Raw genomic sequence first — 19,920 nt, forward strand, 5'->3', positions numbered from 1 at the left:
GGATCGCAGGAAAGTGGTGCCGGGATATTACTCGCTTGGCTTTACTTGCCCAGCAAGGCCGCGCGCGGACGACCCGAGCCGCCATTGCCCGCCGGACGCGGGGCGCCTTCGGGACGGCGCGGGGCCTGCTGCGGACGGCTTTCGCCGCGACCAGCGTGAGCCGGGCGGTCAGCGGGCTTGCCATCGCGTTGGCCACCGTTGCCACGGCCCTCGCCGCCGGCGCGAGCCGGTGCGGGGGCGCGGCCACCCGTGGCCGCGCGGGCCTGGCCCTGGGCCGGACGCGAACGGCCGGCGCCAGCGTTGCCGCCGCGGCCGGCGTTACCGCCATTGCCGCCACGACCGCCGTTGCGATTGCCTCCGCGCGGGCTGCGCGCGTCTTCATCGCGTTCCTGGCGTTCAAAGGCGGCGGCGCTGGTGGGCGACGGGGTCCAGCCTTCGACCGGCTTGCGCTCGATCGTCTTCTTGATCAGGCGTTCGATGTCTTTCAACAGCTTGATTTCGCTGTTGTCGACCAACGAGACGGCCGCGCCCGTGGCGCCGGCGCGGCCGGTACGGCCGATACGGTGCACATAGTCTTCCGGCACGTTCGGCAGTTCAAAGTTCACCACCTGGGGAAGCTGGTCGATGTCCAGGCCACGGGCGGCGATGTCGGTCGCCACCAGCACCGTCACGGTGCTGTCCTTGAAGCCGGCCAGCGCGCGGGTGCGGGCCGATTGGCTCTTGTTGCCGTGGATGGCGGCGGCGGTCAGGCCGTCCTTGACCAGCTTTTCAGCCAGGCGGTTGGCGCCGTGCTTGGTGCGCGTGAACACCAGCACCTGATGCCAGCCGCTTTCACGGATGATGTGGCTGATCAGGTCGCGCTTGTGATGCTGTTCCACCATGTGCACCGTCTGGGTGACCAGTTCGGTGGCGGTGTTGCGCGGGGTTACCGAGACTTCGCCCGGATTGTTCAGCACGCCGCGCGCCAGGGTACGGATTTCGTCCGAGAACGTGGCGGAGAACAGCAGGTTCTGGCGTTGCTTGGGCAGCAGGGCAAGAATCTTGCGGATGTCGCGGATGAAGCCCATGTCCAGCATGCGGTCGGCTTCGTCCAGCACCAGGATTTCGACGCCGGACAGGTCCACCGTCTTCTGGCCGCAATGGTCCAGCAAACGGCCCGGCGTGGCCACCAGGATGTCCAGCGGCTTGCGCAGCGTGGAGATCTGGGGGTTGATATTGACGCCGCCAAACATCACCATGGACGTCAGCGAGGTGTATTTGCCGTAGGTCTGCACCGATTCGGCCACCTGCGCGGTCAGTTCGCGCGTCGGGGTCAGGATCAGGCAACGGGGGCGGCCGGGCTTGCGCGCTTCCGGCTTTTGCTGCATCAGCAAATGCAGGATGGGCAGCGTGAAACCGGCGGTCTTGCCGGTGCCGGTCTGGGCGGCGGCGAGCAAATCGCCACCTTTCAAAACTTGGGGAATCGCCTGGGCTTGAATAGGCGTGGGTGCGGTGTAGCCGGTATCGGCAATGGCGCGCAACAGGGAATCAGCCAGCCCGAGGTCGGCGAAAGGGGAAGAGGTAGTCAAAACAACTCCAGCGGCAGCCCGTCGCTCAAGTTGAGAGACTCCAATCCAGGCGGACGAATAAGGAGAAAAGGGAAGCGCCCTGATGGGCGAAGCTTGGCAGCGAAGGGCCATAGCGGACGTGTGCAGATTGGCAAAGCACACTCGGCGATTGTAGCTGATGTGGCGGTGCAGCAGCGGATTGCTTTACCGGTGCTGTATTGCGAAGTAACAAATTGCAGCGTATCAGAACGAAATACGTGTTTTCCCTAGTGCGCACTCCCTATAATCGCTGCGCATCTATCCATTCAAAGAAATAAAGGGTCGCTATGAAGAAATCGGCATTAGTGGGCGTCGTGGTTGTTCTGGGCGCGGTGTGGACCGGCACGGCCTGGTACACGGGCCAAAAGGCCGAGGCGTTCGTCAACCAATCCATCGGCGACGCCAACGTTGAACTCAAGAAGTTCAGCGACCAATGGGGCATTGCTACCAGCGCGGAATTGATGTCGTTCGAGCGCGGTGTGTTCTCGTCCACCGCGCGCTACCGCGTCAAGTTCACCATGCCCGCCGCCGAGGGCAAGCCCGCCCAAGAGCGCGACGTGGTGTTCGTGGAGCATTTGTCCCATGGCCCCCTGCCGCTGTCGAACCTGAAGTCGGGTTCTTTCGCGCCGGCCATGGTCGCCAGCGACTTTGCGTTGGAAGAGACCCCCACCGTCAAGGAATGGTTTGCCGCCACCAAGGGCGCGGTGCCGCTGTCGGGCCACTACAGCGTCAGCTACGGCAAGGACATCACCGGCAAGTTCAACATGGCGCCCGCCGAAGTCGCCAAGGACACCACCAGCCTTTCGTTTTCGGGCATGACGGGTAACTTCGACTACACGATCGACACCAAGCACGGCATCTTCGACCTGAAGACCGACAAGCTGGTGCTGGCCGGCCAGAGCGAAAACAGCGACGTCGTCAACATGACCCTGCAAGGCATTGCGTTGACCAGCGACATGACGCCGGCGGCCAACGACATGTACGTGGGCACCCAGAAGCTGACGTTGAAGGACTGGACGATCACCTCCAAGGAAAAGCCGCCCGTCCAGTTCAAGGACACGTCGATTGCCGTCGACATGACCGAAACCGGTTCGGCCATGGGCGCGAAGATGGCCCTGGATTTCGGCATGATCAACGTGCAGGCAAAGGACGTGGCCGGCATGAAGCTGAGCCTAGACGTGCAGAAGCTGGACTCCAAGGCGTTCAAGGCGCTGAACGACGTCTACGAAGCCGCTTCGCGCCGCATGATGCAAAGCAACGGCGAAGAGCAGGTGCCGGAATTCACGCCTGAAGAGCAGCAGGTCATCAAGGCCAATGTGGAACAGATCCTGGCGGGCAACCCCACGCTGGCTGTGTCGCCGCTGGAAGTGCGCACCGCCAACGGCACGTCCACGTTCAACCTGAATCTGGATTTTGCCAAGCCCGCGTCCATGGACGGTGAAATCGCCGATACGTTGACGCAAGCGGTAAGCAAGCTGAACGCCAAGTTGGTGCTGTCCAAGGGCAACCTGGGTGACCTGATGGCCATCGAGCCGCAAATGCGCGGCGTGCCGGCCGAACAAGCCGTGCAAACCGCCAAGGGCCAAGCCGAAATGGTCGCCACCATGGCCACTGCCATGGGCATGGCCAAGGTCGAGGACAACAACATCGTTACCTACGTGAATTACGCTGACGGCCAAGTCGACTTCAACGGCAAGAAGATGCCGGTTGAACAGTTCTTGATGATGGTCATGAGCGGCGCGATGGGTGGCGCGCGTTAAGCGCGTGGTGACCCCGCGGCGCCGATAAGCATCGGCGCCGTCGCGTAAAGACTGCTACGCCGTAAAGGCGTGGCAGTTTTTTTTTGTGCTTGGCGATTCCATCAAAATAAGAAAAATCTCGGAATCCGTATGAGCCGGACATGCGGAGTCACGTCCGCACATGCCCGGCGGGCATCCCGATAACGGTTGCTGTCCATACTGTGACCTCAGGTCATCGGGGATGGAATCATGAAGAAAACAGGGATTGCAGGCGTGCTGGGATTGGCTCTTGGCGCGACGGTCACCGGGGCGGCCTGGTACACAGGCAAACAGGCGCAAAGCGATCTGGACCAGACGCTGGGACAGATCAACGGCGCGTTGCAGGCATTGGGCGCATGGGGCGGCCAAGCCGTGCCCGTCATTGAACTGATGGCATCCGAGCGTGGCGTTTTCTCGACTACGCGGCGATACCGGTTGACGTTGGCGCCCGCCGCGGGGGGGACGGGCCAGGCTCAAGAGCTCGAGTTTGTCGAAACGCTGGACCACGGCCCGTTTCCGCTTCAACGCCTGAAGGCGGGAAGGTATGCGCCGGCGATGGTGGCGGGCCGCATTCGCTTGGAAGATTCCGCGTTCGTCAAAGATTGGTTTGCCGCCGCCAATGGCAAAGTGCCGGTGTCGGGCGAATACGACATTGATTACAGCAAGCAGTATTCGGCCCGCTTCGACGCAACGGTGATGGCGCTGCAACAAGGCACGGCCATCATCCAGGCCTGGAACCTGACGGGCAACGTTGCCTACTCCGCCGCCCGGCAACGCGGGGTTGCGCAGTGGCGCGCGGACAAGCTGCTGGTGTTGGGGCATCGGCATCCGTCTTCAAGCTTTGAGCTGATCGCGTCGAGCTGGCGCCAGGAACTGACCCGCATGCCGGCCGGCGCGTTTGCCACACAACAAAAGCTGTCGTTCACAACGGCTACATTGACCGAGCATGGCCAACCCCTATGGGTGGCGAAGGACACGGCTCTTGCCTTGGACGCCGCACGAACCGGCCGTCTTTGGGCCATCGACGCAAATGTTGATATCGGCGCGTTGAAGGGCCGGGAAACGGGGAATGAAACCGTCGGCCTGCAATGGGCCGCAGCCGTCAAGAACTGGGATCAGCACGCTTTCAAGGCCCTGGTCGATACCTCTCTGACCTTGGCTGACCGCGCCGGTGAAACGGAATATGGGGCGGGTGCGCAGCAATTGATGGCGTCGATGGCGCTGTATCTTCAGCAGTTTCTTGCCCGCAGGCCCACCCTGTCCTCGTCGCTGACGGTGCGCTCGGCGTCGAACACATCCGCCCTGAAGCTGGACCTTGGCCTGGCCCCGGCCGACCCTACGCAGCCGCAGCTTCAGATTCCCTTGCTTGGCATGCTGAGGACGCTGGATTTCAGCATGGCGCTATCCAAGCCCATGCTGCGCGACGTGATCGCTCTGCGGCAGCGTCCGCCTGGCGTAGAGGTTCCGCTGCGCATCCGCAAGACGATAGCCGCAAAGCAGGTCGACACTATTGCGGAAGCGCTGCGTGAAATGGGGCTGGCCAGCATTGACGGCGACGCCATACTGGCCCGTGTGAGCCTGGCTGACGGCTTGGTGGAAGCCAACGGCGCCGTCATGCCATTGGATACGTTCCTGGGCCGGCTTGGCGGCATGCTCGATCTTGGGACTTGAGGCTTGGCCTTCCACCCTATCCACGCCTGTTCATGATGGGCATCGTTGCCGGCACCTGACTCCGACCGCTTCATCGTGCCTTCCTGGGCTCGGGGCGCACCGAATTACATCGGCAGTGCGCCCGCCGCCAATTCGCCATTGCGCAGCACCGCCACATGAAAACGCTTGTCGGCCGCCTTCAGGATGTCTTCTGTCGGGTCGCCCTGCACCAGCAGCAGATCAGCGACCTTGCCGTCGGCGATGGCGCCGTGTTCCGTCAGGCCCATCAGGTCGTGGCCGCGTGAGGTGCCGGCAATCAGCGCATCGATGGGCGTCATGCCAAATTCCACCATGTAGGCCAGCTCCATGGCGTTTTCGCCATGCAGGTTGAAGGGCGTGCCCGCGTCCGTGCCCAGCGCGATGCGGCCGCCGGCCTTGTAGTACATCTGGAACGACTCACGATGCCGCTGTTCAACGGCGCGCGCCTTTTCCACCGCGTAGGCGGGGATGCCGTTGTCGGCGTTGGCGATGATGTTGCGCACCGCCGCGATGGTGGGTACCAGATAGGTTTCGGCTTCCAGCATTTCGCGCAGGCAATCGTCGTCCATGAAGATGCCGTGTTCGATGGAATCAATGCCTGCGCGCACCGCGTTCAGAATGCCCTGCGTGCCTTGTGCATGGCTGGCCGTGCTTTTGCGAAAGCGCTTGGCTTCGTGCACGCCCGCCTTCAATTCGTCGAAGCTGTAGTGTGCGTCCATCGGGCTCACGCCCGGCGTCATGACGCCGCCCGTGGCCATGATCTTCACGAGATCGCAGCCGGCGTGCACTTGTTCACGCACGGCCTTGATGACGTCTTCACAGCCGTCGGCGACGCGGCCAATGCGGTTGCCGTGTCCGCCCGTCATGCAGATGATGCGGCCAGACGCCTTGATGGTGGGGCCGGGAAAAACGCCGCGCGCAATCGCGTCGCGCACGCCGAATTCCAGGTAGTCCTTGCCGCCACAGTCGCGCAATGCCGTGACGCCGCCGCGCAAGCTGGCTTGTGCGTTCTCCAGTGCGGTCAGCGTGATCTGCGCCGGCCCCTGCTTGCTTAATTGCGCATTGGGATCGGCGCCGCCCGTGTAGACCAGATGAACGTGGCAATCCGCCAGGCTGGGCATCAGCGTCATGCCGGTGGTGTTGACCTGCGGACCGGCATAGCCTTCGAACGCGCTCGCGGGCGCCACGCGCGCCACTCGCTTGCCTTCGACCAGCACGCCGTGATCGCGCAATATCTTGCCCTCGCCATCGAATACCTGGCCGCCGATGAACAGGGTCTGTCGTGTCGCCGTCATGTCTCGCTCCGGTTGCGCTCAGGCGTCAGCCTTCCACCACATCCAAGCCTTCACGAGACATGGATTGCAGGCGGGGCATCAGTCCAAGCAAGTGCTGGCTGTACGGATGTTGCGGATGCTCGAACAGGTTTTCAGTTTCGGCCACTTCCAGCAATTCCCCGTACCGCATCACGCCGACGCGGTCGCACATCTGGCGTATCACTGGCAGGTCGTGGCTGATGAACAGCATGGTCAGGCCCAGTTCTTCCTGCAGGTCTTTCAGCAGGTTCAAAATCTGCGCCTGAATCGAGACGTCCAGCGCGGACGTGGGTTCGTCGCAGATCAGAAAGCGCGGGCGGGTGGCCAATGCGCGGGCGATGCAGATGCGTTGGCGTTGGCCGCCTGAAAATTCGTGCGGGAAGCGTTCGGCGGCGCGGTCGCCCAGACCCACGACGTCAAGCAGGTCAGCGACGATGCGGCGCGCTTCGGCCTCGGATGCCGCCAGCTTATGGAAGCGGATCGGTTCGGCGATGATGTCCAGCACGCGCATGCGCGGGTTCAGCGACGAGAACGGATCCTGAAAAATCATCTGGATCTGCCGCCGGAACGGATTCATCTGCTTTTCGCCTTTCAGCGCGGTCAGGTCCGTGCCGCCGAACGTCACCGAACCTTCCGACGGGGTGTATAAGCCGGATATCAACCGCGCCACCGTGGACTTGCCTGATCCGGACTCGCCCACCAGCCCAAACACCTCGCCTTCGCCAATGGAGAAGTTGACGCGCTTGACCGCGTCCAGCGTGCGCTGGTTGCGTTTGAACAGCGCGCTCTTGAGCACGAAGCGCATCGACAGATCACACACCTGCACCAGCGGGCCATCCGTCTGCGCGCCGAAGTCGCGCCGCTGGCCCAACCAGTGCGTGGCCAGGTCCAGCGGTTGCGACGGCGTCTTGACGTCTTCAATGTAGGTGACCAGCGGAAAGCGCTTGAGCTTGATGTCCGGACGCGGCACGGCCGAGATCAGGCTGCGCGTGTAGGGGTGGTCGGGGTCGCCCAGGATCTTGGCCGTGGGGCCTTGTTCAACCAGCTTGCCGCGATACAGCACCGCCACGCGGTCGGTCACGTCCGCAATCACGCCCATGTCGTGCGTGATGATGATCATGCCCACCTGCTCTTCGCGGCACAGCTTCTTCAGCAGTTCCAGGATCTGCGCCTGGATGGACACGTCCAGCGCGGTCGTGGGTTCGTCGGCGATGATGACTTCGGGTTCGCAGCACAGCGCCAAGGCAATCACCACGCGTTGCCGCATGCCGCCCGAGAACTGGTGGGGATATTGCTTGACGCGCAGCTCCGGCTGGTCGATGCCCACTTGCACCAGCAGTTGCACCGCGCGCGTCTTGGCTTCGGCTTGCGTCAGGTTCAGGTGGACCTGCATGGTTTCCACCAGCTGGCTTTCCACCGTTTGCAGCGGGTCCAGGGACGTCAGCGGATCCTGGAAAATCATGCCGATGCGGCGTCCGCGCACCTTGCGCTTTTGCGCGGGCGTCAGCGTGTCGATGCGTTCGCCGTTCAGCAGCACCGACCCGCCCGCCAGGCGCCCGGGCGCTTCCAGCAAGCCGATCACCGCATTGCCGATGGTGGACTTGCCGGCGCCGGATTCGCCCACCACCCCCAGGATCTCGCCCTTTTCCAGAGCCAGCGATACGCCGTCCACCGCCACCATCGTGCCGCGGCGGCTGGGGAATTCGATGCGGATGTCTTCTATGTTCAACAGGGCCATGACGTCCTCAGCGCAGCTTGGGGTTGAGCGCGTCGCGCAGCCAGTCGCCCAGCAGGTTGACCGACAGCACCAGCGCTACCAGCGCAATGCCGGGGAAAATGGAAATCCACCACATGCCCGAAAACAGATAGCTGTTGCCGATGCGGATCAGCGTGCCCAGCGATGGCGCGGTGGGCGGCACGCCCACGCCCAGGAACGACAGCGTGGCCTCGGTGATGATGGCGATGGCCAAATGGATGGTGGCGATGACCAGCACCGGCCCCATGACGTTGGGCAGGATGTGGCGGCGCAGGATGGTGATGGGGCCAATGCCGATCAGCTTGGCCGCCTGCACGTATTCCTTGTTGCGTTCGACCAGCGTGGAGCCGCGCACGGTGCGCGCATACTGCACCCAGCCTGAAATGCCGATGGCGAAGATCAGCACGTACAGGGCCAGTTGGTCGTGCATGTCGCGCGGCAATACGCCGCGCGCAACGCCGTCGATCAGCAGCGCCACCAGGATGGCGGGAAACGACAGTTGCACGTCCGCGATACGCATGATGAAGCTGTCGATGCGGCCGCCGGCGTAGCCGCTGATGAGGCCGAGCGTGACGCCCAGCACCATCGAGAACAACACCGACGCAAAGCCCACCAGCAAGGACACGCGCGACCCGTACAGCACGGCGGAAAGTATGTCGCGGCCCTGGTCGTCGGTGCCCAGCAGGAAGTCGGGGCTGCCGCCCTCTTCCCAGGCGGGCGGCGTGTTGGCGTCCATGATGCTCAAGGAAGCCAGGTCGAAGGGGTTGTGCGGCGCGACGATGGGCGCGAACAAGGCGCCCAGCAGAATGGCCAGCGTGACGATCGCGGCGATGATGGCGCCGGGCGAACGCTTGAAGCTGTGCCAGATGTCGCTGTCGGCCGCGCGGGCAAACATGGGAGCGATGCGAGCAATCATGTTGATTCCTTTACTTGCTCTGCACGCGCAGACGTGGGTCCACGGCGAAGTACAGCAGGTCGACGACCAGGTTGATGACCACGAACATGAAGGCGATCAGCACCAGGTACGCCGCCATGACGGGAATGTCGACCATGCTGATTGCCTGGATGAACAAGAGGCCCATGCCGGGCCACTGGAACACGGTTTCGGTGATGATGGCGAACGCGATGATGGAACCCAGTTGCAGGCCCGTGATGGTGATGACGGGCACCATCGTGTTCTTCAGCGCGTGGCGGAAATTGATCAGCCTTTCCGGCAGGCCGCGGGCGCGCGCGAATTTGATGAAGTCGGCGCGCAGCACTTCCAGCATTTCGGCGCGCACCAGCCGCATGATCAAGGTCATCTGGAACAGCGCCAGCGTGATGGCGGGCATGATCAGCGCCAGCCATCCGGATTTGGTCAGGAACCCGGTGGTCCACCATCCCAGGCTGACGACGTCGCCGCGCCCGAAGCTGGGTAGCCATCGAAGCTGCACGCCGAAAACCAGGATAAGCAGGATGCCGATCAGGAAAGTGGGCAGCGAGATACCCGCCAAGGACAGCGCCATGAAGGCCTTGGACAGGACGCCGTGGCGCCGCAGCGCGGTGTAGATGCCCATGGGAATGCCCAGCGCCAGGGCCATCACGGCAGACACGAACGACAGTTCCAGCGTGGCGGGCATGCGCTCTTCAAGCAGCTCGCTGACGGGCCGGCGCTGCCGATACGAGATGCCGAAGTCGCCCTGCACCGCGTTGCCGACGAAGCGCGCGAACTGCACAACGAAGGGGTCGTCCAGGCCGAGGCGTTCGCGCAGTTCCGCGCGTTGTTCAGGCGTGGTGTCCTGGCCGACCATGCTGGCGATGGGGTCGCCTACGTAGCGGAACATGGAGAACGCGATCAGCGCCACCGTCAACATCACCAGCACCGACTGGATAAGCCGTTGCGCAATAAAAGAAAGCATTATCAGGTGCCCTCGTTTGCGGATAACGCCGGGCCGCGCTTGCTGGGTAAAGCCGCAAGCGGGGCTGGGCCGGGCGCGCCCGGATGGCTTGCGCCATCCGGGGCTGAGGTCGTCAAAGGATTACGACAAGAGGAGTTACGGCAACACCACGTCGCGCAGATCAAGCACGTCGTCGGCGCGCTGGATGACCTTGATGTTGTCCTTCACACCCCAGGACATCGGCTGCTGGTGCAAGGGCAGATAGCCGAAGTCCTTGCGCACGATCTCGAAGGCTTCCGTGATCATGGCGTTGCGCTTGGCCTGGTCGGTTTCGACGCCGACCTTGTTGGTCAGGTCGTCCACCTTCTTGTTGCAGTAGCCGCCCAGGTTGAACTGGCCGGCGGCCGTCTTCGCATCGCGGCAGGCCGCCAGGTTCAGCAGCACGTTGTGCGCATCGGTGGAGCTGGGCGTCCAGCCCAGCATGTACATGCTGGTCTGGTTGCCGGCTTGCAGCAGGATCTTGCCGAAGTACTTGGACTTGGTCTGCGCCAGCAGGTTGATCTTGATGCCCACGCGCGCCAGCATGCCGGCGACCGCCTGGCAGATCTTTTCGTCGTTGACGTAGCGGTCGTTCGGGCAGTCCATCGTGACGGTGAAGCCCTTCGGATAGCCGGCTTCGGCCAGGAGCTTCTTGGCGCGTTCGGGGTCGGGCTTGAACGGCGCGCCGTAGGAGTCCGAGTAGCCGTTGATGGCGGTGGCCACCAGCGAACCCAGCGGCTTGGCCGCGCCGCGCATGATTTTTTCGTTGATGGCCTTGGTGTCCACGGCCAGCACGACGGCTTCGCGCACCTTGGCGTCCTTGAACGGGTTCTTGCCCTTGACGTCCGAGAACAGCAGTTCGTCGCGGTGCTGATCCATGCCGATGAAGATGGCGCGCGCTTCGGGCGCGGTCAGCGGCTTCACGCCCTTGGCGTCTTCCAGGCGCTTCCAGTCTTGCACCGGCACCGGTTGCACCAGGTCCATTTCACCGGAGATCAGCGCAGCCACGCGCGTGGCTTCCTGCGTGATGGGCTGGAAGATGACCTCGTCGACGTTGGTCTTGATGTTCTTGTTCCAGTAGCCGTCATAGCGCTTGAGCACCGTCTTCACATCCGGCTGACGCGACACCAGCATGAAGGGGCCGGTGCCGTTGGCGTTCAGGTTGGCGTAATTGCCCTGGTTGTCACCCTTGACGTTGGTGGCTTCGGTGGTGTTGTTCTTCTCTGCCCACGTCTTGCTCATGATGTACAGGAACACCCATTCGCGCGGCAGGATGGGGTTGGGCGTGGGGGTCGTGACTTCAATGGTGAAGTCGTCGATCTTCTTGATGTCGGAAGCCTTGGCGCCGTAGCCCTTCATGTCGGACCCGGGGGTCAGGCTGCGCTTCCACGAGAAGATGACGTCGTCGGCGGTGAACGGCGAGCCGTCATGGAACTTGACGCCCTTGCGCAGCTTGAACACCCACTTGGTGGGCTCCGGGTTTTCCCAGCTTTCGGCCAGCAGGGGCGTCAATTTCAGGTCGCCGTCATAGCCGGCCAGGGTTTCGTAGATGTTGCCCTGGAAGCCCAGCGTGAACGTTTCGTTCAAGGCCATCGGGTCCATCGACGTGGCGTCGCCTTGATACGCCCAGTGGAAAGTCTTGGCGGCTGCGCCGGCGCTGAACGCCAGCGATGCCGCAATGGTGGCCGCCAGCGCAGCTTGCTTCAGGTGGGGAAAAGTACGCATAGCCCTCATGCTCCGTGTGGTGCGCGGATAGCGCGACAGAAGTGACAGAGCCCCGGCCCCAACGGGGTCCAGGGCATGGCGTTGCTGCTTACTGCGAAAGATGGTGCGGGGTTGAGCGGCGCGCGGCGCGAACTGCGCACAGGCCGTGGAGGGCGATGCCGGGCATCACTGCAGAGGACTTCGACTTCACGATAGATCCAACCCCTTTTGATTGTCATGGCCGGGACGAGCCCGCGCCAATGCAGATCGAATCTTATAGACCCATTCGTTTAAGCGTCAATCGGTTTGGATTGGGGTTAGCCCGCGCTTGCCGTCTGCCTTGAATGGTGCAGGTTGGCGGCGGTTCAGGCGGTGGCGGCGGGGCCGCTGGCAAGGGTTCGCGCCAAGTCCTGGACGATGCGTTTGCGGCGGTCGCTGTCTTCATGGTGCTTGCCCAATGCCGACCATTCCGGACGGCTGCGTGCTTCTTTCAGCGCGTCGGGCAAGGGGCCTTTCTGCCAGGTTTCGTCATCTGGCAAGGCAAGCTTCAAGGGTTCACGCGCCGCGTGGCCGCGGCGTTCCAGCGCGTCGATCAATTGGCGTTGGCGCAAGGCCAGCAAGCGCAGCACGGCATCATCGACACTGATCTCGCGCCAACCGCGCAGCTTGCCCGCGACACGCTTGCCCAGTTTTTCCACGCCCTGCCACAAGCCGCCCGCCGCGGCGCCGATCAGCATTCCGGTGCCCAGGCTCAGGCCCGCGCTAAGCAAGTCCACCGCCGCGCCGGCCATGGCGCCGGCGGCAGCGCCCATGCCCACTTGCACGCCCATGTCCTTGAGTGCTTGCGGATGAAAGAGGTCCATGCCCCAGCGTTCGCCTTGCAGCGGCAGCGCGTCGTCGCTGAAGTCGGACGCGCGGAAGTTGTACAGCGCCAGCAAGGCGTTCACGCAGGCTTGCTCGCGTTGGCGCACATGATCGCGCAACTGTTGGGACGCAGCGGTCAGCGCCTTGTCATCGCTGGGGCTGGTGAGATGCAGCGCCGCGACGTCGATAAGCAGATCGGCCAGTAGTTCGTAGGCGGCGGCGTGGCGTTCGCGGCGTTGTGCGGACAGGCTGTCGGCCAGGCGTGCCAGTGCGTCGGCGTGGCGGTCCAGCAGTACGCCCAGCTTGGCATAGAGCTGCTGTTCGCCATCCAGCGGCGGCGCCACGGTGTCGAATTCCACCACCGCATGCAGGCCCAGCCGCGCCATGGCGCCGCGCCATTCGTCGGCGCGGTGCGCGGGCGCGTTCACGAAATTCAACACGGGCAGCAGGGGGCGGCCGCAGGCGGCAAGAATGGCGAGTTCGTCGCGATGCTTGCCCAGCACGGGGTCGCGCGCGTCGATCACGTACAGCGCCGCGTCGCACTCCAGCATTTTTGCCAGCACGCGGGCTTCTTGTTCGAAGCGGCCATGCGCTTCGGGCGTGTCCAGAAAGCGGCGGATGCGCGCGGGGCCGTCCAGCCGTTCGTCAGTGCTGCCCAGCCGGTCCAGGTATTCCAGCAGCGCGATGCTGTCTTCCATACCCGGCGTGTCGAACCATTCCAGCACCGCGCGCCCGTCCAGGCGCAGGCGCGCGCCTTCCACGTGGCGCGTGGTGCCGGGGCTGTCGGCAACTTCGCCAAAGCGGGTGTCGCGCGTCAAGGTGCGCAACAGCGAGGTCTTGCCGGTATTGGTGTGGCCGACCAGGGCGATCTTGATGATGTCCTCAGCCATGGCCGGGCTCCAGCCACGTGAGTGGCAGCGTGGGCGTCTGCAGGATGGCGTCGGCCGGCAAACCCAGCGCCAGCAAGCGTTCGCGCCACAGCGCGGCGCGCGTCGCCATGCCGTCTTCGGCAGAGGCGATCAGCCAGACGCCGGTGTGGCCCGCATGGGCGGAGAGTTCGGCGATCAGCGACAAGCTGCCGCGGTCTGGCGTTTGGCGCGCGTCGCAGGCGATCAGCAAGCGCGACGCCGCGGCCTGGGCCAAGGCGTCCAGCACGCGGTTGCGCTCTTCGCGCGTGTCCAGGTTGCCGGCCATCTGCACGCTGGCGGGCAGGCCAGCGGGCGGCCAGGCCAGGTCGGCGGGCAGTTCCAGCCCCAGCAGCACGGGCTGCCCCGCCAGATCGGAAAGGGATGCGGCCGGCATGCGCGGCTGGTGCAGCGCGTCGACCGGGCGGTCGATGCCGGTGGATTGCGCGGGCGGCTCCAGGCGGTCGCGCAGCGGCGAGAAACCCGCGAGCGTGGGGTCGATGCGCAAGCGGCGCAACGCCCGCAACGTGGCGCTGATGCACAAGGCCCCGGCCAGCAGGCGCGGCAAGATGCCGTAGACCACCAGCACACCGATCAGCCACCACGACCATTGCACCTGTGCTTCGGCGGCCAGCGTCTGCGCGCCGTCGCTGGCGCGGATGACGGCGGCATCCGGCATCGGAAAGCCCAGGTGCGCCGGCAGCCAGCCTATGGCCTGGGTCAGCCAGACAAAGGTATCGGGCGCCAGCAACGTGGTGGCCCAGACGAAGCGGTAGCTGGCGGTGGACAAGGCCACCAGCAAGGCCGCCAGCGCGGCGCACAGCGCGGTGAGCCACAGCAGGTGGCTGACCGCGCCAAAGAGCCAGCGCAAGGCGCCCGCGCGGGCCAGCAGGTTCAGAAAGGCTTGCGGCACCAGCGCGCTGTCGGGGCCGCGCGCCAGCTTGCGGGTGGCCCATAGCCACAGCCGTCCCAGTCCGGTCGCGGCCGAGGGTTTGAGCAGAAAACTGCCCAGCCACAGCAGGAAGGTCAGTGCGTGCAGACCCAGCAAGGCGCCCAGCGCCCACAGCACGTTCACGGGTCGGGAGCCGTCGCCCAGCGCGCCCAGGGCCACGGCAATGCCGGACATCAGGGCCAGCACGAACAGGGCCGCCAGCATGGCCCGGGCGCTGCGCCGCCAGCCGTCCACAAGCGGGGCAAGGTTTTCGCGTTGCGCCAGCAAGTCGGCGCGGGCCAGGATGCGCGAGGGCAGATCGGTGTCGAGTTGGCGCACGCGCCGGACCGCGTCCGCATCGTCCATCGGACCCCAATGCGTTTCACGCAGACGGATCAGTTCGGCCAGCCAATGCGCGCGCAAGGGGCGCGGGGTGGCGGGGCCAGGCGGGGAGGAAAAAGCGCGAGAGGTCGAGGACGGCATCGCGTCGGTAGGCAGCGCGGTCGAACCGCAACGTAAGGCCGCAAAGGGCGATGCGCCATTGTAGACCCGGCGGATTCGCCGGCGGAGGCGGACAGCGGAGCCGGAAGGCGGGCCACGCGTCTGGCCACAGGTCGGCCACACCGCGAAAGCGGATACTGGCCGCGATCAGTGCTGGCGGTGCGCGTTGCGGTATTGGCCCGGGGTAAGGCCGACGGCCTCGCGGAACACGCGCGACAGGTGGCTGGCGTTGCCAAAGCCGCTGGCCTGCGCAATGCCGGCCAGGTCGCCCTTGCCCGCCGCCAGCAGCCCGCGCGCATGCGCCAGGCGCCGTGCGCGCACCCAGGCATGCGGCGGTTCGCCGAACGAGGTGTGGAACATGCGGGCGAAATGGTAGGTGGACAAGGCCGCCACGCCCGCCAGTTGGTCCAGCGTCAAGGGCTCGTGCAGGTGTGCGTCCACATAGTCCATGACGCGGCGGCGCACGGCGGGCGCCAGCCCCCCGCGCGCGGGTTGCGGCGTCTTGCGCGCCACGCCCTGTTGCAGCAAATGGTGCAGCACGGTTTCGGCGGCGCTGCTGGCGGCCAGGCGGGCGGCGGGTTGCGCCCAATCGGTGCCCAGCAATTGCCGGCACACGTCGATCAGCGAGGGGTCTTGAATGTAGGTGCGGTCGCGCAGTTCCAGCGCGCGAGGCTCGCAGTCCAGGCGCATGACGGCTTCGCGGGCCAGCCGTTCGGGGGCGATGTACAGGTGCAGGAAATGAACCGTGTCGTTCATGCACCAGCGCGAATAGTGTTCGGCCGGCAGCACGCAGAATTTTCCGGCGCCGCCATGCAGCGTGTCGCGGCCCACGCGGAACGACTTGTCGCCGCCGTGCAGGTAGAGCGACAGCGTGTGATGGCCGGGCGTGTCGTAGCCCAGCGTTTCGTGTGCGCTGCGCCGCCATTGCGAGATCGCCATTCCTTCGCCCAGGGGCGACGCGCGTTCCAGCGTGGCGGTGGAACGCGACAGGGTGCGGAAGACGGAGAAGTCGGCCGGGGCCGAAGCAGCGGTGCCCATAGTGGCGAAATGCTAAGCGATCTTTCGCGCGCCGGGCTGGCGGTGCCTGCAAAAACCGCAAGATCCGGCAATCGCCCTGAAGGGCGGCGGCGCACACTGGGGGTCAGGCGGGCGGCCTGCCATGGCGGCCTCGTGACCCTTTTTTGCGCATCGTATCGTGAACCTCTTTCTGTATTTCCTGACTGTCGTCATCTGGGGCACCACCTGGATCGCCATCAAGCTGCAACTGGGTGTCGTGGCCATTCCCATATCGATCTTTTATCGCTTCGCGCTGGCGGGCTTGGTGTTGTTCGCCGTGCTGCGCTTGACCCGCAAGCTGCAAAAACTGGACCGGCGCGGGCACTGGCTCTGTGTGGGCCAGGGGCTGTGTCTCTTTTGCTTGAATTTCCTGTGCTTCTACACGGCCACGCAATGGATACCCAGCGGCCTGGTGTCGGTGGTGTTTTCGGCCGCCACGCTGTGGAACGCGCTGAACGCCCGCCTGTGGTTCGGCACCCGTGTCGCGCCGCGCGTGATGGTGGCCGGGGCCATCGGCTTTTCGGGCTTGGTGCTGTTGTTCTGGCCCGAGCTTGCCAGCCAGCAGGCCAGCCATGAAACCTTGCTGGGACTGGGCTTTGCCCTGCTGGGCACGTTCTGCTTTTCCACCGGCAACATGCTGTCGTCCTTGCAGCAGCGCGCGGGCGTGCGGCCCCTGACCGGCAATGCCTACAGCATGCTTTACGGTGCGGCGATCCTGCTGGCGGGTTGTCTCGTGGCCGGCTTGCCGTTTCAGTTCGACACGTCCACCCCGTATGTCGGCGCCCTGCTGTATCTGGCGATCCCGGGGTCGGTGATTGCGTTTACGGCGTACTTGACGCTGGTCGGGCGCATGGGGCCGGCGCGTGCCGCCTACTGCACGGTGCTGTTTCCGGTGGTGGCGCTGGGTGTGTCGACGGTGGCCGAGGGCTACCAGTGGACGCCGCCCGCGCTGGCGGGCCTGGTGCTGGTGATGAGCGGCAACCTGTTGGTGTTTTCCAAGTGGTCGCCGTTTGTGCGGCGGGTGGCGGGGTAGGCCGCGATCACGCGGGAGTCGATCGCGCCAGGCGGCCCAGCGCATCCAGCAGGCGGTCGATCTCGTCGTCGTGGGTCAGGGGGCTGACCGACACCCGCGCAATCTGCGACAGGCCGCGCGCCTGCATGTCCAGCGGCGTGTAGGGCACGCCATTGCTGCCGATCGTGATGCCGCTCGCCGCCAGCGCGCGTTGTACGTCGGGGGCGTTCCAGCCTTCCAGATTGAACGCGATCAGGCCGGATTTTTCACGACCCTGATCCAGCACGGTAATGCCGGAGATGGCCGCGAGTTCGGCTCGCAACTTCTGCGCGGTGGCGTCCACGGTAGCGCGGATGGAATCCATCCCAAGTTCCAGCGCCTCTTGCAAGGCATGGGCCAGGCCGCAGCGCAGGGCCATCGAGGCTTCGGCGCACTCCAGCCTGGCGGCGTCCGCCCGCAGCATGGGGCGGCCGTCCGCGCCCAGGGGAGCGGAGTGGGTGTCGACGAAGGCAGGCGTCAACTGGTCCAGGAAGCCGCGCCGCACATACAGCAGGCCGGTGCCGCGCGGGCCGCGCAGCGCCTTTCGGCCCACGCTGCTGAGCACGTCGCAGCCGATGTCGGCAACATCAACCGGTAACTGGCCGACTGCCTGCGCCGCATCCACAAAGTAAGGAATGCCAGCCTTGCGCGCGACGCGGCCGATGGCGGCCGCTGGGTTGATCAGGCCACCGTTGGCCGGTAGCCACGTCAGCGTGATCAGACGCACGCGTTCGTCCAGCATGGCGGCTAGCGCGTCGGCATCCACGCAGCCGCTGGCATCCGACGGAATGGTTTCCAGCACGGCGCCCGCGCGCTCGGCGCTATAGCGCATGGTGGCCAGGTTGCCGCCCCATTCATGGCGCCCGACCAGGATGCGGTCGCCCGGCCGCCACGGCGCAAGCGCCGCGAAGGCCGCGCCCCAGCCGGCAGAGTTGCCGCTGGTCAGGGCAATTTCATCCGGTTGCGCGTTCAGCAGTTGGGCGGCCAGCGTGCGGGCGCTTTCCGTCAACGCGCGCGAGGCCACGCCGGCTTCCATCGGCCCTTGGGTGGCCTCGCGATGCAGATGTGCCTGGATGGCTTGCACGGTGCCGGACGAAGGCAACGAGGAACCGGCGTGATTGAAGTGGACGCTGGTTTGCGTGCCCGGTGTCTGCGCGCGCAAGGCCTGGAGGGTGGCGGGACTGAGGGGGGCGGACATGGTGGCTCAGGCTGAGGTCAGAGCGATGACAGCTTCGATTTCCACCGCCACGCCCTGCGGCAAGGATGCCACGCCGACGGCGCTGCGCGCATGGCGGCCGGCGTCACCGAACACTTCAACCATCAGGTCGGAGGCGCCGTTGGCGATGGCGCTCTGGCGGTTGAAGTCGGGCGTGCTGGCCACAAAGACGCCCAGGCGCACCACGCGCGCCACGCGGTCCAGGCGGTCGCCGGTGGCGGCGGCAATCTGCGCCAGCAATCCCAGCGCGGACAGGCGGGCTGCTTCCACGCCGTCGGCATCCGAGATCTGGTTGCCCAACTGGCCCAGGTACTGTGGCTTGCCGCCCTTGCGTGAGATCTGCCCCGAGATGGTGAGCAGGTTGCCTTCCAGCACAAAGGGCACATAGTTGGCGGCGGGTGCGGCGGCGGCTTCCAGGGTGTAGCCCAGTTCACTGACGCGGCCGGAAATCGTTTGAGTCATGGTGGATCACCTGTGAATAAGTAGTGGGTGCATTTGGTGCATTTGGTGCATTTGATGCGTGGGGCGCACGCGGGTGCACGCAGGCAAGTGTTGATGCTATCGGCCGCGCCGCTGCCTGACCAATCAATTCTTGCCTTGAACGCATGAGTGAAACTAATGCGTAGCGGCGTTGTCCGGGCCGTCTGCCCGCGCTGCCTCGGCCAGCCAGTCGCGCAAGGCCAGTGCGGCGGGCGACAGCGCGCCGCGCGGCGACACGAACCACCAGCCGATGCGAGGGTCTTGCAGGACGGCGTTGGGCAATGCCTGCACCAGCGCGCCACTGGCCAGATGCGGGGCAATCAGCCGGTGCCGGCCCATGGCAAGCCCCTGCCCGGCCAAGGCGGCTTCGACCACGATGTTGTAGTCATGCAGCCGCACCGTCTGGGCGCGGCCCAAGTCCATGCCGAAGCGTCGCGCCCAGGCATCCCATTCAAACGGTTGCCTGGCGTGCGAGGTCAACAGGGGATGGCGCAGCAGATCGTCCGGGGTGCGGGCACGCTTGCGTCCGGATACGAGGGCCGGCGCGCACACCACCGACAGCGATTCCGTCATCAGCAGCCGTGAGCTCACGCCAGGCCATGCGCCGCGACCATAGCGTATGGCCACGTCCACCTCGCCGCCCGCCACGTCGGCCAGCCCGATGTCGGGCTGCAATTGCAGGGCGATGCCGGGGTGCGCGGCGGCAAACGCGGGCAGTCGCGGCGCCAGCCAACGCGTGGCGAACGAGGCCAGCAAGCCGATCTTCAGCGTGACGCCCGCGGCGGCGGGCGCGCGGATCTGCTCGGTGCCTTGGCGCAGCAGTTCGAATGCCGCGTGCACCTGTTCGAAATAGGCCTGCCCGGCGGGCGTCAGCGCTACCGCGCGCGTGCGGCGTTCAAAGAGCGCAACGCCCAGTTCGCTTTCCAGCCGCTGGATGTGGTGGCTGATGGCGCTTTGCGTAACGAAGAGCTCCTGCGCGGCCAGCGAAAAGCTAAGGCGCCGCGCGGCCGCTTCGAAAGCGCGCAGGGATACCAGGGCGGGCAGGGATCGCGTGGAACGCATGGGGAAGGCGGTGGTGTCGCTCGGTGTGTTGCTCGGTGACTTCGCGCGGTGACGTGGATACGGATGTGCGTCATGCTACGCGTTTCGAAACCCGGGAAGCAAAGCGCGGGTG

The 19,920-nt window shown here is 65.2% G+C and carries 15 protein-coding genes; 3 read left to right on the top strand and 12 right to left on the bottom strand.

The window, feature by feature from the left end; translation table 11 throughout:
* Positions 1-41: 41 nt before the first annotated feature.
* On the bottom strand, positions 42-1,568 hold the full coding sequence (locus WBR68_RS15535; RefSeq protein ID WP_230694675.1) for a DEAD/DEAH box helicase: 1,527 nt from the start codon (positions 1,566-1,568) through the stop codon (positions 42-44).
* Positions 1,569-1,873: 305 nt separating this feature from the next.
* Here WBR68_RS15535 and WBR68_RS15540 point away from each other — a divergent pair, with 305 nt between their 5' ends.
* Both WBR68_RS15540 and WBR68_RS15545 read left to right on the top strand, forming a co-directional pair.
* A complete protein-coding gene (locus WBR68_RS15540; RefSeq protein ID WP_230694676.1) occupies positions 1,874-3,346 on the top strand; it encodes a YdgA family protein in 1,473 nt (490 codons plus the stop codon).
* 228 nt (positions 3,347-3,574) lie between these two features.
* Entirely contained in the window at positions 3,575-5,035 is a 1,461-nt protein-coding gene (locus WBR68_RS15545) for a YdgA family protein (RefSeq protein WP_230694677.1), read from the top strand.
* Between the two features lie 104 nt (positions 5,036-5,139).
* Here WBR68_RS15545 and WBR68_RS15550 read toward each other — a convergent pair whose 3' ends face one another.
* From WBR68_RS15550 to WBR68_RS15585, 8 genes are all read right to left on the bottom strand, one after another.
* The gene (locus tag WBR68_RS15550) at positions 5,140-6,348 is read right to left on the bottom strand and encodes a metal-dependent hydrolase family protein (RefSeq protein ID WP_127183115.1); all 1,209 of its coding nucleotides are present in this window, start codon (positions 6,346-6,348) and stop codon (positions 5,140-5,142) included.
* Between the two features lie 25 nt (positions 6,349-6,373).
* Positions 6,374-8,104 carry an ABC transporter ATP-binding protein gene (locus WBR68_RS15555; protein ID WP_230694678.1) on the bottom strand — a complete coding sequence of 577 codons (1,731 nt, stop codon included), beginning with the start codon at positions 8,102-8,104 and terminating at the stop codon, positions 6,374-6,376.
* 7 nt (positions 8,105-8,111) lie between these two features.
* On the bottom strand, positions 8,112-9,038 hold the full coding sequence (locus WBR68_RS15560) for an ABC transporter permease (RefSeq protein ID WP_050448885.1): 927 nt from the start codon (positions 9,036-9,038) through the stop codon (positions 8,112-8,114).
* A gap of 10 nt (positions 9,039-9,048) precedes the next feature.
* A complete protein-coding gene (locus WBR68_RS15565; protein ID WP_050448886.1) occupies positions 9,049-10,020 on the bottom strand; it encodes an ABC transporter permease in 972 nt (323 codons plus the stop codon).
* A 135-nt stretch (positions 10,021-10,155) separates the two neighbouring features.
* Positions 10,156-11,763 carry an ABC transporter substrate-binding protein gene (locus tag WBR68_RS15570; RefSeq protein ID WP_050448887.1) on the bottom strand — a complete coding sequence of 536 codons (1,608 nt, stop codon included), beginning with the start codon at positions 11,761-11,763 and terminating at the stop codon, positions 10,156-10,158.
* 344 nt (positions 11,764-12,107) lie between these two features.
* Positions 12,108-13,496: a GTPase/DUF3482 domain-containing protein gene (locus WBR68_RS15575; RefSeq protein WP_230694679.1), complete on the bottom strand. Its 1,389-nt coding sequence runs from the start codon at positions 13,494-13,496 to the stop codon at positions 12,108-12,110.
* The gene (locus WBR68_RS15580) at positions 13,489-14,925 is read right to left on the bottom strand and encodes a DUF2868 domain-containing protein (RefSeq protein WP_370641236.1); all 1,437 of its coding nucleotides are present in this window, start codon (positions 14,923-14,925) and stop codon (positions 13,489-13,491) included. Before WBR68_RS15580 ends, WBR68_RS15575 begins: the two co-directional genes overlap by 8 nt.
* 165 nt (positions 14,926-15,090) lie before the next feature.
* Entirely contained in the window at positions 15,091-15,981 is an 891-nt protein-coding gene (locus WBR68_RS15585) for an AraC family transcriptional regulator (RefSeq protein ID WP_230694680.1), read from the bottom strand.
* Positions 15,982-16,138: 157 nt separating this feature from the next.
* Here WBR68_RS15585 and WBR68_RS15590 point away from each other — a divergent pair, with 157 nt between their 5' ends.
* Complete coding sequence (locus tag WBR68_RS15590) at positions 16,139-17,032, top strand: DMT family transporter (protein ID WP_230694681.1); 894 nt, start codon at positions 16,139-16,141, stop codon at positions 17,030-17,032.
* Between the two features lie 7 nt (positions 17,033-17,039).
* Here WBR68_RS15590 and WBR68_RS15595 read toward each other — a convergent pair whose 3' ends face one another.
* The 3 genes from WBR68_RS15595 to gcvA all read right to left on the bottom strand — a co-directional run bounded on the left by WBR68_RS15595 (position 17,040) and on the right by gcvA (position 19,808).
* Positions 17,040-18,248, bottom strand: a complete 1,209-nt coding sequence (locus tag WBR68_RS15595) for an aminotransferase class V-fold PLP-dependent enzyme (RefSeq protein ID WP_230694682.1) — start codon at positions 18,246-18,248, stop codon at positions 17,040-17,042.
* 6 nt (positions 18,249-18,254) lie between these two features.
* Positions 18,255-18,728, bottom strand: a complete 474-nt coding sequence (locus WBR68_RS15600; RefSeq protein ID WP_050448893.1) for a RidA family protein — start codon at positions 18,726-18,728, stop codon at positions 18,255-18,257.
* A 153-nt stretch (positions 18,729-18,881) separates the two neighbouring features.
* Positions 18,882-19,808 carry a transcriptional regulator GcvA gene (gcvA, locus tag WBR68_RS15605; protein ID WP_050448894.1) on the bottom strand — a complete coding sequence of 309 codons (927 nt, stop codon included), beginning with the start codon at positions 19,806-19,808 and terminating at the stop codon, positions 18,882-18,884.
* Positions 19,809-19,920 lie beyond the last annotated feature (112 nt).

The organism is Achromobacter sp. JD-1, from assembly GCF_038594925.1.
GTDB classification, from domain to species: domain Bacteria; phylum Pseudomonadota; class Gammaproteobacteria; order Burkholderiales; family Burkholderiaceae_B; genus Achromobacter; species Achromobacter spanius_C.

Coding starts and splice junctions, on each gene's coding strand:
- WBR68_RS15570 (WP_050448887.1), bottom strand. CDS start 11,763: ATGCGTACTTTTCCCCACCTGAAGCAAGCTGCGCTGGCGGCCACCATT.
- WBR68_RS15580 (WP_370641236.1), bottom strand. CDS start 14,925: ATGCCGTCCTCGACCTCTCGCGCTTTTTCCTCCCCGCCTGGCCCCGCC.
- WBR68_RS15600 (WP_050448893.1), bottom strand. CDS start 18,728: ATGACTCAAACGATTTCCGGCCGCGTCAGTGAACTGGGCTACACCCTG.
- WBR68_RS15560 (WP_050448885.1), bottom strand. CDS start 9,038: ATGATTGCTCGCATCGCTCCCATGTTTGCCCGCGCGGCCGACAGCGAC.
- WBR68_RS15575 (WP_230694679.1), bottom strand. CDS start 13,496: ATGGCTGAGGACATCATCAAGATCGCCCTGGTCGGCCACACCAATACC.
- WBR68_RS15565 (WP_050448886.1), bottom strand. CDS start 10,020: ATGCTTTCTTTTATTGCGCAACGGCTTATCCAGTCGGTGCTGGTGATG.
- WBR68_RS15555 (WP_230694678.1), bottom strand. CDS start 8,104: ATGGCCCTGTTGAACATAGAAGACATCCGCATCGAATTCCCCAGCCGC.
- WBR68_RS15585 (WP_230694680.1), bottom strand. CDS start 15,981: ATGGGCACCGCTGCTTCGGCCCCGGCCGACTTCTCCGTCTTCCGCACC.
- WBR68_RS15540 (WP_230694676.1), top strand. CDS start 1,874: ATGAAGAAATCGGCATTAGTGGGCGTCGTGGTTGTTCTGGGCGCGGTG.
- gcvA (WP_050448894.1), bottom strand. CDS start 19,808: ATGCGTTCCACGCGATCCCTGCCCGCCCTGGTATCCCTGCGCGCTTTC.
- WBR68_RS15545 (WP_230694677.1), top strand. CDS start 3,575: ATGAAGAAAACAGGGATTGCAGGCGTGCTGGGATTGGCTCTTGGCGCG.
- WBR68_RS15595 (WP_230694682.1), bottom strand. CDS start 18,248: ATGTCCGCCCCCCTCAGTCCCGCCACCCTCCAGGCCTTGCGCGCGCAG.
- WBR68_RS15550 (WP_127183115.1), bottom strand. CDS start 6,348: ATGACGGCGACACGACAGACCCTGTTCATCGGCGGCCAGGTATTCGAT.